The sequence below is a fragment of the Saccharopolyspora kobensis genome, assembly GCF_900108315.1.
Taxonomy (GTDB): domain Bacteria; phylum Actinomycetota; class Actinomycetes; order Mycobacteriales; family Pseudonocardiaceae; genus Saccharopolyspora; species Saccharopolyspora kobensis.
On sequence record NZ_FNVB01000013.1, the window covers coordinates 26291 to 39082 of the forward strand.

Sequence of the window (12792 nt, forward strand, 5' to 3'; positions counted from 1 at the left end):
AGGTCAGCGCAGAGTTTCGTAATGCGCGAGGCAGGTTTCGTAGTCCGGTAGGAGGCCCCGCTCCGCCGCTTCGGCGAGGCTCGGGGCGTGACGGTCCTTCTCGGACAGGACCGGCTCGCAGTCCAGGACGTCCCACGGGAGCGCGAGAGCCGGGTCGAGCGGGTTGATGCCGTGCTCGGCGCCGGGGTTGTAGGCCGTCGAGCAGAGGTAGCTCATCGCGGTGTCGTCGGTGAGCGCGACGAAGGCGTGGCCGAGGCCCTCGGGCACGTAGACGGCGCGGTACTCGTCGGAGTCCAGGCGCACCGCGTCCCACTTGCCGAAGGTGGGCGAGCCGACCCGGATGTCGACCACCACGTCGAGCAGCGCTCCCCGCGGGCAGTACACGTACTTGGCCTGGCCGGGCGGCACGTCGGAGAAGTGCACGCCGCGGATGACGCCGCGGGAGGACACGCTGTGGTTGGTCTGGGCGACCCGCAGCGGGTGTCCGAGGGCTTCGACGAGCGCGGCCTCCTGGAACGGCGCGACGAAGAGGCCGCGGTGGTCGGGGAAGGCCTTCGGAATGAACTCGAACGCGCCCGTGTTCTCAAGTCGACGTGCCTGCACGGCCGAAAGCCTATGGGGCCGGTCGGTGCGGGTTTTCGAGGGGTTTCGGAGGGGTCGCGGTCAACGGGACACACGTGCCGCAAAGGACGTCGGAAAATATGACGTTCGTTCTGCTGGCGGAAATTCTTGAAAACCGTACGTACGTACTGCCCTTTTCGAATCAAAACCGGACGCCCGTACTGCCACTGGGCGTTGACTTTTTGTTGAAGCTGCTGGTGAGATTGTGTGATCCCGGTCGCTGACATTGATCTGGGGGCCTGGCACACTGTTCGAACCGCAGCGTCCGCCGAGCCGCTGTCCGACCGGGGCAGCTGTGCTCGGTTCATTCACACACCGCCGGCCGGAAAGCCCGGTGCGGTGGCGTAACCCGGGCGGCTCCGCGCCGCCCACTGGCCCGGCCCGGACCGTTCCCGGGCCGAAGGCATGGCTACAGGAGGGACGCCGTGACCGCCGTCAACGACCGCACCGACAGTGGTGCCGATTTGACCAACGAAGAAATTTTCGCCGCGCACGAGGGCGGCAAGCTGGGTGTCGAGGTGTCCGCGCCGCTGGCCAGCGCGCGCGACCTCTCGATCGCCTACACGCCGGGTGTGGCGCAGGTCAGCCGCGCGATCGCCGCCGACCCGGAGCTCGTCGACCGCTACACCTGGACGCAGCGGTTGGTGGCCGTGGTCAGCGACGGCACCGCGGTGCTCGGGCTCGGCGACATCGGGCCGCGGGCCTCGCTGCCGGTCATGGAGGGCAAGTCCGCGCTGTTCAAGACCTTCGCCGGACTGGACTCGATCCCGCTGGTGCTGGACACCACCGACGTCGACGAGATCGTGGAGACCCTGGTCCGGCTGCGCCCGTCGTTCGGCGCGGTGAACCTGGAGGACATCTCCGCGCCGCGCTGCTTCGAGCTGGAGCGGCGGGTTTCCGAGGCGCTGGACTGCCCGGTGATGCACGACGACCAGCACGGCACGGCGGTCGTGGCGCTGGCGGCGCTGCGCAACGCGGCCAAGGTGGTCGGTCGTGAGCTGGGTTCGATGCGCGTGGTGATCTCGGGTGCCGGTGCGGCCGGGGTGGCCTGCGCGAAGATCCTGCACACCGCCGGGGTCGGCGAGATCACGGTGCTGGACTCGCGCGGTGTGATCCACTCCGGGCGGGATGGCCTGACCCCGATCAAGCAGGAGCTGGCCGGTTTCACCAACTCCAGCGGGATCACCGGCGGGCCTGCCGAGGCGCTGCGCGGCGCCGATGTCGTGATCGGCGTGTCGGTCGGGCAGCTGCCGGAGGAGCTGGTGGCCACGATGGCCGATGACGCCATCGTCTTCGCGCTGTCCAACCCGGACCCGGAGATCCACCCCGACGTCGCTCGCCGGCACGCCGCGGTGGTGGCCACCGGGCGCAGCGACTTCCCGAACCAGATCAACAACGTGCTGGCCTTCCCGGGCATCTTCAAGGGCGCGCTGGACGTCGGCGCCCGCAAGATCACCGACGGGATGAAGGTCGCGGCCGCCGAGGCGATCGCCGCGGTCGCCGCCGACGACCTCAGCGCGGACTACATCGTGCCCAGCCCGCTGGACCCGCGGGTGGCGCCGGAGGTCAGCGCCGCCGTGGCCAAGGCGGCTCGCGCCGAGGGCGTCGCCAAGGCCTGATCGCACCGATGCGCACGACGGACCACGGGATAGCGGTGGGGCCGGACTGCGCCGAGCCGGACCGAACGGGGCCGGGGAGACCGATCGTCTCCCCGGCCCCGTTGTGTCGACGGTTGTGGACTTTCGGTGGTTCGCGTCATCATGTCGGGGGACGGCTGTCACCTCTCCAGGGAATCCGGTTCCGGTCGCGGCACCATGGCGTTACCGCCGGTGCGGAGACCGGTATTGTCAGCCGCACGACCTGTTGTGTTGCAGATCACTCGTCAGTGGGGTGCGGTGCAACCCGGGGCAGCGGTCGCGCGGCTGCGACGCAGGAGGGGTGCTGTTGACCGAGCGGAGCGAGAGGACCCGGACGAGTTCCGGCGGTCTCGGCCTGGCCGGTGCCCGCTCCGAGGAGTTCGCGCTGCTGCCGCTGCCCGCGGCGCCGGCGCTGCTGAGCACCCCGGACGGCATCGTCGTCCGGGCCACCGAGCAGGCGGCGAAGCTGGCCGGGGAGACCACGCCCGCGGCGCTGATCGGTTGCCGCCTCGCGGACCTGGTGACCCGCGACGGCCCCGTCTCGCTGCTGCGGGCCAGGGGCGGCAGCTACCCGGTCCGCCCGATGAGCTGGCCGCACATCCAGGACGAGCGGCTGCGGGTCACCGTGCTGGTCGACGTCTCCGACCTGGCCGACGCCGGGCACGACGCCGCCGAAGCCGCCGACGGCAACGAGCGGCGGTGGCTGATCGAGGCGCAGCGGATCGCCAAGGTCGGCAGCTGGGTATTCTACCCGGAGACCGGCGAGCTCTACCGCAGCCCGGTGCTGGCCGAGTTCCTCGGCGATCCCGGCGGCCAGGAGGCCGTGGGCGTGACGGCGATGATCGACGCGACCCACCCCGACGACGTGGCGCGGGCGCAGCAGTTCTACCTGGACGTGCTCACCGCCCCGGAGGACGAGCTGCTGGAGGTGGAGCTGCGCGACCGCCGCGGCAAGCGCGTCTACCTGTGCACCGGGCGGGCCGAGTACAACCGGGCAGGCCGGGTCGAGCGGGTGCAGGGCACCGTGCAGGACGTCACCGAGCACCGGGCCTTGGAGCGGCAGCTCCGCGACGAGCGGCGCAAGCTGCAGGACGCGCAGCGGATCGCCCGCCTCGGCACCTGGGAGTGGAACCCGCGGTCCGGCGTCATGCGGTTGTCGAACATGCTGCACGAGATCATCGGCAAGCCCGCGAACGCGCCGATCACCTTCGAGAGCTACCTGGACCGCGTGCACCCCGACGACCGCGGCTGGGTGCGCCGGGCCTGGCGGCCGCTGATCGAGGAGCACGACCCGATCGAGGTCGAGCACCGCTACCTGCGCATCGACGGCACCACCCGGATCCTGCGGCTGCACGGCACCGCCATCACCGACGCCGACGGCCAGGACGTGCTGGTCGGCACCGCCCAGGACGTCACCGAGCAGCGGGCCGTGGTGACCCGCATGGAGCGCTCCAGCCAGCGGTTCACCGATCTGGTCAGCATCACCCCGGTGGGCATCGGCCTGTTCGACCGGGCCGAGCGGCTGGTCGACGCCAACGACGCGCTGTGCGACCTGCTGGGCTACCAGCTGGAGCAGCTGCGCGGGATGACCGCGAAGGACATCACCCACCCCGACGAGCAGAACACCGGTCTGCCCACCCCGGCGGAGAACTCCGGCATCCGCCGCCGGGTGCCGCAGCGGGTGCTGGTGCGCGCCGACGGCGAACCGGTGTACTGCGAGCTGCGCACCTCGGCGTCGGTGCAGGACGACGGCACCCACTTCTGGCTGGTGGTGTTCCAGGACATCACCGAGCGGCGGCGGGCCGCCGAGGCGCTGCGCTACCAGGCCACCCACGACGACCTGACCGGCCTGCCGAACCGCACCGCGGTCAAGGACCTGCTCTACCAGCTGCTGGGGCGGGCCGATTCGGACCGGGTCGCGGTGCTGTTCTGCGACATCGACAACTTCAAGCGGGTCAACGACTCGCTGGGCCACGACGCGGGCGACGAGCTGCTGGTGGCGCTGGCGCGCCGACTCGAAGGCGGGCTGCCCGACGGGTGCACGGCGGCCCGGCTCTCCGGCGACGAGTTCGTCATCATCTGCTCGGACATCGAGGCGGTCGGCGGTGTCGACTCGCTGGCCAACCGGGTGTCCGGGCTGCTGCGCACCGCGGTTCCGGTGCACGGCCAGCTGATCCGGGTCTCCGCCTCGATCGGCGCCGCGGTGCCCGACGGCAGCGCCTCCGGCGGCGAGGACCTGCTGCGCTTCGCCGACGCGGCGATGTTCGAGGCCAAGGGCCGCGGCACCGGCAAGGTCTCGCTGGCCAGCCCGGCGCTGATGGCCTCCGCGGACCGCCAGCTGCACCTGGAGGGCCAGCTGCGGGAGGCGCTGAACAGCGACGGCCTGGCCCTGCACTACCAGCCGGTGGTCGACGCCGATGGCGTGGTGGTCACCGCCGAGGCGCTGGTGCGCTGGCCGCACCCGGATCGCGGCATGCTCGCCCCGGACGCCTTCCTGCCCGTCGCGGAGCAGGGCGATCTGCTGCGCGAGCTGGACCGCTGGGTGCTGCGGACCGCGTTGCGGGAGGCGGCGACCTGGCCGGTGCGCGGCGGCCGCCCGGTGGGCGTGGCGGTGAACCTGGCCGGGCTGGTGCCGGGCGGGCCGGAGTTCGTCGACGCGGTCGCCGACATCGTCGCCGAGACCGGCATCTCCTGGGACCGGGTGATCCTGGAACTGGTGGAGACGGCCCTGGTCGATCTGCCGTCGCGGACCCGGCACGAGATGGGCGAGCTGGTCTCGCGGGGCGTGCGGTTCGCGGTCGACGACTTCGGCACCGGCTACTCCTCGCTGGCGCGGCTCAAGGACCTGCCCGCGCAGATCATCAAGGTGGACCGCCGGTTCGTCGCCGGTGTCGGCGGTGACGCCTCGGACTTCGCCGTGGCACGCGCGGTGGTGGACATGGCGCGCGCGATGGGCAGGCAGTGCGTGGCCGAAGGCGTGGAGACCGCCACCCAGTTCCACGTGCTCTCCGGCGTCGGCGTGGACGCCTACCAGGGCTGGCTGTTCTCCGGCGCCGTCCCGGCCCGCGATTTCCGCGACCTCATCGCCCGCGGCCCGATGACCATCCCGGCGGCTTGAAGGCCAGCTCCTCCGCTCTGGACCTTTTCGCCGGTGGGCCGCTGGCCCAAGATCGGAGGCGCATCGATCCGCGGCGTCGCGGATCTCCGGAGCGGCCGAGGCGTTGAGGAAATCTGTGACTGGGGTGAAGCACGGCCGGTTCGTTGCCCGGCGGATGACGGCCGTCGAGCAGTTCCGGGCGGAGAAGAAGGCCTGGCGGCTGGTTCAGCTGCTGGTGGGGCTCGTCGGCTACGGCACGGCGTTGACGTTCCTGGTCGGTTCGGCCCTGGGCGCGTCGGCCTGGGCCGTGCTCGCCGAGGGGCTGTCGGTGCGCAGCGGGATCTCGTTCGGCCTGGCGACGAGCCTGACGGCCGTGGTCGTCCTGCTGTGCTGGATCCCGCTGCGCGAGCTGCCCGGCCTCGGCACGGTTCTCAACGTGGTCATGGTCGGCGCCGCGGCCGACGTCGCCGCACTGTTCGTGCCCGCGCCGACCTCGCTGCCGCAGCAGGTCGGCTACCTGCTGCTGGGCGTGCTGATGCTGACCTTCTTCGACGCGGTCTACCTGGGCGCCCGGTTCGGTTCCGGGCCGCGCGACGGCCTGATGACCGGCGCGGTCCGGTTGTCCGGGAAGCCGATCTGGATGGTGCGCACGGCGATCGAGCTGGTCGTGCTGGCCGCCGGCTGGCTGCTCGGCGGCACGGTCGGCGTCGGCACGGTGCTGATCGCGCTGGCGATGGGACCGCTCGTCCAGCAGTTCCTCCGCTTCACCACCGTCCGCCTCAAGAGCGACGGCTAGCGGCAGTGCGAAGCCCTGGTGCGCGTCGACGCGATCCGCCTCCGGCGGCGCTGACCCCCATCAGGTGCCGATCGGTGCGTCGCTGCTGAGCAGGGCCTTCACCTCCGGGTAGCTGCCGGTGGCCTGGACGCGGCCGTCGCCGAGCACGACGACGTCGTCGGCCGCCTGGATGGTGGACGGGCGGTGCGCGATCACCAGCAGCGTGCACTCGGAGGTGATGTGCTCGATGGTGCGGGTGAGCGCGGCCTCGTTCGCGGCGTCGAGGTGCGAGGTCGGCTCGTCCAGCAGCAGCAGGTGCGGTCTGGGCAGCAGGGCGCGGGCGATCGCCACCCGCTGCTGCTCGCCGCCGGAGAGGGCGCTGCCGTGCTCGCCCACGGGCGTGTCCAGGCCCTGCGGCAGCCGGGCGACGAGGTCTTCGAGGCTGGCCAGCCGCACCGCGCGGTCGACTTCGGCGGCAGTGGCATCGGGCTTGGCGTAGGTGATGTTGTCGCGCAGGCTGCCGTGCATGACCGGCGCGCTCTGCTCGACGATGCTGATCGCCGCGCGGCACTCGTCGACGGTCATCTCACGCGCGCAATCGCGCCCGTCGAGCAGGATCTTCCCGGTCTGCGGGTCGTAGAAGCGGGCGATGAGGGCGAAGATCGTGGACTTGCCCGCGCCCGACGGGCCGACCAGCGCGACGTGGCTGTTGCGGGCGACGCGGAAGGAAACGTCCCGCAGGACCGGGCGGCCGGGCTCGTAGGCGAAGCCGACGCCGCGGAACTCGATCGCCGGGGCCTCCGGGTCGGCGTTCGAGCTGCGGGCCTGGACCGCCGGGCGGGCGACCTCCTCGGCCTCGGTCGGCAGCTGCGCGATGTCCTCCACCCGCTGCAGCGCGGCCAGGCCCTGCTGGAGGGTGGCGAACACGTCGAAGAGGTTCGACAGCGGAGTCGCGATGTAGGTGACGTAGAGGAGGAAACCGATGAGCTCGGGCAGTTGGGCGGCGCCGCTGGCCACCCGCAACCCGCCCACGACGAGCACGGTGATCATCGCGCCGTGCACCGCCAGCGTCATCGCCGGGTTGATCACGGCGTTGCGCTTGGCGGCCTGGAGGTTGTGCGCGTAGGCCTGGCGGGCCAGGTCACCGATCCGGTCGCGCTCGCGGTCCTCGGCCCGCATGACCCGCACGGTGCGGATGGCCGACAGCGCGCGCTCCAGCTCCGCGCTCATGCCGCCGAGGCTGTCCTGCGCGTCGTGGATCGCGCGGCGGATGCCCGCCAGCAGCAGCATGGTCAGGCCGCCGATCGCGCCGACGATGGCGATGACGATCAAGAACATCGTCGCGTCCAGCCAGAGCATCATGGCGATGCCGCCGATCACGATGAACACGCCGACGCTCGCCTCGACCAGGTCGTAGGCAAGCGAGTCGCGGAGCAGCGTGGTGTCGCTGGTGGTGCGGGTGAGCAGGTCGCCGATCCGGTGCTGCTGGTAGCGCCGCATCGGCCAGCGCAGCAGCCGGTCCACGATGCGCAGCCGCAGCCCCAGGACGATGCCCTCACCGGTGCGCTCCAGCAGGTAGTGCCCGAACCCGGTGATCACCGCCTCGGCCACGAACACCACGGCCAGCAGGCCCAGCACCGCCAGGTACGGCTGCTGGGCGGAGAACGCCTCGATCGTGCGGGCGGCCAGCAGCGGCTGCACCAGGCCCATCACCCCGCCGAGCAGCGCGAGCGCCATGGCCACGGCGATCACGGCCCGGTGCCCGCGGGTGATCCGGACCAGGTGACGCCAGTCGACCTTCCCGCCGGCGTCCTCCGGTTCGTCGTCCGCACCGTCCAGGTCGGCTGCCCGGTTGGGGCGAATCATGTTCAGCACTTAGGACTTCCTCGTTTCATCGGTGACTGGTTCCACGGCCATCAGGGGCAGGAAGGCTTGCGCCTGCTCGCCCTCGTCGACGGCGCAGCCCGCTGCTTCGACCCAGGCGTGGGCCCCGAACGGGGCGGCGCGGACGCCGACCTTCCACGTCGGCCAGCAACCGCGCACCCGGCACAGCAGCGCGGTGGCGATCGAGCGGGGCAGGCATCCCTTGCCCGCGCAGGTGGTGCTGACCGCGATGACTGCGGATCTCGCGGCGCTGGCCTGGGCGTAGGTGGCAGGCGGTGCACCGCGCCGGGCGAAGGACAGGACGTGCCGGATCCGCCGCGGGGACAGGTGCGCCATCGGCAGGGCGATCGCCACCGCGACCCGCGCGGCCACCCGGGTGCGCAGCGGCGGCCGCTCCGCGGCGAACAGCGTTTCCGGCGTGCTCATCGCACCACCAGACCCGCGCGCAGGAGTTCCTCGATGACGGCGCGGACATCGCGCACGGCCTGCTCCTGGTCGCCGTCCGCCTCCGGGAGCAGAGCGCGCGCGATGGCCGGCTCCTCCGCGCCGTCCAGGCACATCCGCAGAGTGCGGAGGCCGCTCTCGTTCAAATGCCAGTACTGGCCGGATCTTTCGTCCAGCAGCACGCCGCTGCCGTCCTCGGCGTCGGTCAGCGACACGTGGTCGCGCAGCCGGATCGTCATGGCTTGGCCTCCGTGGTGACGAGCTGCTCCTGATCGCGCAGCCACCGTTCGGTGCTGGCGGTGGTGGAGATCGCGTACGGGGTGAACATCCGCATCTGGAAACCGCTGCAGACCTCCCGCAGCACCCGGGGATCGATCAGGCCGAGGCGGCCGAGCCGCGAGTCCTCGCACAGCGCCACCAACTTCTCCGCGTTGGTGCGCAGACCGGCGTGCTCCACATTGGACCCCTCGGCCTTGGTCGAGCGCGCCAGGCACCGGTCCGGCACGATCCCGCGCATCGCGGCCACCAGCAGCGGCTTGTACGCCCACGGCGTGCGGCGTTCGTGCGCGCGAGCGGTCATGCACGCGTGCAGCACGGCATCGTCGAGGTACGGGGAGTTCAGGCGGATGCCCTCGGCGGCGTAGAGCGGGCTGGCCGCGCGCACCAGGCTCGCGCACAGCTGGACGCCCAGGACGGTGTGGTGGGCGGTCCAGTTGTGCCCGCGCTGCCGCGTGCGCTCCGCTTCTTCCAGCAGCAGTTCCCGGGCGAGCGCGACCGCCTCCGGCGTGGCCCACGGCGGCAGTTGCACGAGGTTCGTGGCTCCCTCCTCGTCCAGCGGCGAGGCGATGATGCTGCGGGCGCGCCGGGCCAGCCACTCGGGGTAGGCCTCGCGCCGCTCGCGCGCGTACATGGCGATGTCGCGCCATCGCCAGTGCTCCAGCGCGCGGTAGGCCCGCAGGTACCGCAACCCGGTCAGGGGACGGCGGCGCAGCAGCTCGAAGACGCCGGTGGCGCCACCCATCAGGGTTTCGTCGCCGCCGTCGCCGGTGAGGTGCATCTGCGATCCGGCCGCGGCGAGGCGGGCCGCCATCGCGCGGTACATCGGTCGGTCCTCCACCCCGGGGAACGGCTCCTCGGTCGGCGGCAGCGGTTCGAGCACGTCGCTGTAGTGCGCCGGGATGTCGGTGAAGGGGATGGTGATCCGCCGCAGGCCGGGGAGGTGCTCGGCGGCCAGGTCCGCCCACTGCGGGTCGTCGTCGCCTACGTCGGCGGCGAGCTTGGTCAGCGCGGTCAGCGGCCGCCCGTCCCGGGCGGCGAGGAAGCACAGCGTCGTCGAGTCCAGGCCGCCCGACAGGTCCGCGGTCACGGTCGGCCCGGAGGTCACCCGGGTCCGGACCGAGTCGACGAGCGCGGTGCGGAGCGCCTCGGCGGCCTTGTGCAGCGGCTGGTCGTCCGGTGGCGGCTGCCACCGGCGCCGGGATCGAGCGCGGCCGTCCGGGGTGAGGAGCAGGCAGGAGTCCTCGTCGACGGCGTGCACGTCCTGCCACAGCGGCGCGTTCATGGTGTGCAGCGGGATCTCGGAGAGCAGGAAGCGCAGCACCAGCCGCCGCCTGTCGAGCTCCGCGTTCGACAGCGCGGCCAGCACGTCCGCGCGGGTCGCCGCGACGGTGATTCCGCCGATCTCGGCGTGCACGACGCGACGCAGCCCGGACAGGCTGCCCTGGATCCGCACCACGCCGCCGACCGAAGCGATCAGGTGGAAGCAACCGGCGAACGACAGCTCGTCCAGCGCGACGGCATCCGTCGTTCGCTCCGCTATTCGCGCCAGCCGTTGCGGAGTGGCCGAAGCCGGTCCGAGAATGGCGATCGACGTCCGGCCGGCCGATTCGGTCCGGAGATCGGTCGATTCCCATTCCCCGACGAGCCACGGCCTGCCCGAAGGATGATTAACCCGCTGTGTTGTCGGGTCGAGAGCGGCGATCGCCGCCGCGGCGGCTGGGTGGTCGGGAAGTGCGACCAGCCATTCACGAGAACGACTCGATTTCATCGGTGAAGCTGTCTCCCCGGTTCGGATGGGTGGCGCCGCAGTGGCGCGAGCCTTCGTGCGAGCCGGACTCGCGCCACTGCGGTGCTCACCTGCGATCAGAGCAGGACGTGGCGCGGACGGCGGCGATGGGCCTTGTCCTTCCTGGACGGCCGGCTGTGCATCGTCAGCCGCTCGAACGCTCCGAGCTTCTGCAACTTCGGCTTGGAGTACATGTGCGCACCTCCTTCCCGTTACGAGAGACGAATGGAGCGATGTTTGTGCGCAGCGCTGCACGACGTCGTGCAGCCATCACATTAATTGGCCTCGACCAAAATAGACAACATTCCCGGTAAGAATGTCCACCGATGGAGCAGCGCATTCATGGAGATCGTTTCATGAATGTTTATTCGAATACCGCCGCGCGGGGTCGGCGGACTGTTCAAATCGGTCGACCGCTTTGTGGAATATGCCGGGCGAAAGTGGTTGGCGCGATGAAACAATTGCGCCTTCGTTGAAGCCGGAATTGTTTTCGCGTGCGGTGCGGGGCGAGGCCGCACCGCACGCGGGAGCCGCTCAGAGGTGCGGCAGGAGTTCTTCGAGGCGGTGCCGGGGCAGGTCGATCAGGCGCAGGTCCAGGTCGTCCAGCACCGGGGCGAGCGCGGCGGTGCGCTCCTTGGCCGCGCGCTTGGTGAGCTCCGGGTCGACGTGCGCGATCAAACCTTCGCGCCAGACGTTGCCGAGCTTGCCGTGCGCCCGCTGCAGCAGGTAGCCGGCCACCGAGTCCGCCTCCACCAGCTCGGCCACCACGACGGCGTGCTTGGCGTCCGGCGTGCTGCGGTGGAAGCGCAGCCGGTACTTCGCCGCGACCAGTCCGGACAGCGCGCGCTGGGCGCGTTCGCTGGTGATGTCCGGGTGGTTGTTGCCGACCACGAAGGCGACCCGGTCGGCGTTGGCGGCCAGCAGCATGCGCAGCAACCACGGCCCCGGGTCCGAGCGCAGGTCGTACACCGACGGCTGCCGCCGGGCCGGCCGCGTCCAGCCCGGATCGTGCAGCGCGGTGACCGGGCTGCCCAGCCGTTCACCGATCGCGGCCAGGAACTCCGGCGGTGCGGCCGCCTCCCGGGCCTCCACGGACTGCGGGCCGTGCGTGTAGATGCCGGGCGCCTGGCGCAGCGCGAGCTTGCGGGTGTGCGCGGTCGGCTGGCACACGTACAGGTCGCTGGCGCTGCCGATGGCCTGCGCGCCGAAGTAGCGGTGGAACCGCGGCAGGATCGCCTCGAACACCATGCCCAGCCGCAGCAGCTCCTGCTGCACCTTGTGCCCCAGCGCGGGCGTCCGCGGGCTGTAGCCGTAGGCGACGAGCAGCCTGCTCTGCAGCCCGGCCAGGCATTCGGCGGCGCGGGTGGCGAACAGGCCGATGCCCTCCGGGGTGTAGGGCGGGTCGGTGAACACCAGGTCGGCCCAGCCCTCCAGCACCGGCGGCAACCCGAAGCGCAGGTCGGCGTGCAGCGTGCGGACGCCGAAACCGCGCTCGGCCGACACCGCGTCGATGTGCTGCAGGATCCGCTCGTCGACGTCCACGACGGTCACCGACACCGACGGCGCCACCAGGCCCAGCGCCAGCGAGGTCAGGTCGTGGTCGCCGAGGCAGAGCACGTTGGCCCCGCTCAGGTCGTAGTTGTCGCGCAGCCATTCCGCGCGGCGCAGCGCGGTTTCCGGGGTGGCGGTGACGTGGTCGAGCGCGGCCGCGGGCTTCGGCCCGCTCTCGACGAACTCGCGCATCAGCGCCAGCTGCCCGGTCGCCGCGGGCACCGCGCCCAGCTCGTCCAGCGCGAAGTGCTCCCGGTAGCGGTCGCGGACCCGCGGGGCGAGCCGGTGGGCGCTGCCGGTGGTCTCCAGGTCGGGGCCGATCGCGGCCAGCAGGTCCTCGACGGTGCGCCGCGCCACCGCGGTGCGGCGGATCAGCTCGTCGAGCTCGACGGGATCGCCCGTGAGCTGGGCGAGGACCTCGCGCAGGCGGCGCGCGAGCACGCCGGCGTCGGTGAGCAGCGCCTGCACGGCGTCGGAAGGACCTGGAGTGGCATGCGGAGCAGTCATGGGGTGAATCAGCTTACGTGGCCAGGTCCGGGCCTGCGCTCCCACCAGGCGGAACAAGATCACGCGTAGGTCTCGGCGATCGCAGGATGCGTCCGATCGAGCTAGGGTCGGCCGGGTTTGAGGGGGACCGCGACTAGGGGGTGTTTCCAGTGGTCGTTTCGCGGGGCGGTGCGGGTGGCGGATCCGCAGCGCCCGCCTGGACCGCAGGATC

At 71.6% G+C, this 12792-nt stretch carries 10 protein-coding genes; 3 read left to right on the plus strand and 7 right to left on the minus strand.

Going from position 1 to position 12792, the window contains the following annotated elements:
• Window positions 1-3 precede the first annotated feature (3 nt).
• A complete protein-coding gene (locus tag C4T78_RS32675) occupies window positions 4-603 on the minus strand; it encodes a dTDP-4-dehydrorhamnose 3,5-epimerase family protein (RefSeq protein WP_093356950.1) in 600 nt (199 codons plus the stop codon).
• 443 nt (window positions 604-1046) lie between these two features.
• On the opposite strand from C4T78_RS32675, the gene C4T78_RS32680 reads away from it, so the two are divergent.
• The 3 genes from C4T78_RS32680 (at window position 1047) to yczE (ending at window position 6151) form a co-directional block, all read left to right on the plus strand.
• Window positions 1047-2240 (plus strand): NAD(P)-dependent malic enzyme, encoded by a 1194-nt coding sequence (locus C4T78_RS32680; RefSeq protein ID WP_093356952.1) that lies wholly within the window; start codon window positions 1047-1049, stop codon window positions 2238-2240.
• A gap of 319 nt (window positions 2241-2559) precedes the next feature.
• Window positions 2560-5376: a sensor domain-containing protein gene (locus C4T78_RS32685; RefSeq protein ID WP_177247750.1), complete on the plus strand. Its 2817-nt coding sequence runs from the start codon at window positions 2560-2562 to the stop codon at window positions 5374-5376.
• Between the two features lie 115 nt (window positions 5377-5491).
• Complete coding sequence (gene yczE, locus C4T78_RS32690) at window positions 5492-6151, plus strand: membrane protein YczE (protein WP_235863781.1); 660 nt, start codon at window positions 5492-5494, stop codon at window positions 6149-6151.
• Window positions 6152-6211: 60 nt separating this feature from the next.
• Here yczE and C4T78_RS32695 read toward each other — a convergent pair whose 3' ends face one another.
• The 6 genes from C4T78_RS32695 to C4T78_RS32715 all read right to left on the minus strand — a co-directional run bounded on the left by C4T78_RS32695 (window position 6212) and on the right by C4T78_RS32715 (window position 12581).
• Entirely contained in the window at window positions 6212-7996 is a 1785-nt protein-coding gene (locus C4T78_RS32695; RefSeq protein WP_093357169.1) for an ABC transporter ATP-binding protein, read from the minus strand.
• Between the two features lie 9 nt (window positions 7997-8005).
• A complete protein-coding gene (locus C4T78_RS32700) occupies window positions 8006-8440 on the minus strand; it encodes a lasso peptide biosynthesis B2 protein (protein WP_093356953.1) in 435 nt (144 codons plus the stop codon).
• Window positions 8437-8697 carry a lasso peptide biosynthesis PqqD family chaperone gene (locus C4T78_RS32705; protein ID WP_093356954.1) on the minus strand — a complete coding sequence of 87 codons (261 nt, stop codon included), beginning with the start codon at window positions 8695-8697 and terminating at the stop codon, window positions 8437-8439. The genes C4T78_RS32700 and C4T78_RS32705 overlap by 4 nt, the downstream gene beginning before the upstream one ends.
• Window positions 8694-10505 (minus strand): asparagine synthase-related protein, encoded by a 1812-nt coding sequence (locus C4T78_RS32710; RefSeq protein WP_218161704.1) that lies wholly within the window; start codon window positions 10503-10505, stop codon window positions 8694-8696. The genes C4T78_RS32705 and C4T78_RS32710 overlap by 4 nt, the downstream gene beginning before the upstream one ends.
• Window positions 10506-10600: 95 nt before the next feature.
• Window positions 10601-10717, minus strand: coding sequence for a lasso RiPP family leader peptide-containing protein (locus tag C4T78_RS36215; protein ID WP_121505364.1), 117 nt, complete (start codon window positions 10715-10717; stop codon window positions 10601-10603).
• 340 nt (window positions 10718-11057) lie between these two features.
• Window positions 11058-12581, minus strand: coding sequence for a bis-aminopropyl spermidine synthase family protein (locus C4T78_RS32715; RefSeq protein WP_093356955.1), 1524 nt, complete (start codon window positions 12579-12581; stop codon window positions 11058-11060).
• Window positions 12582-12792 lie beyond the last annotated feature (211 nt).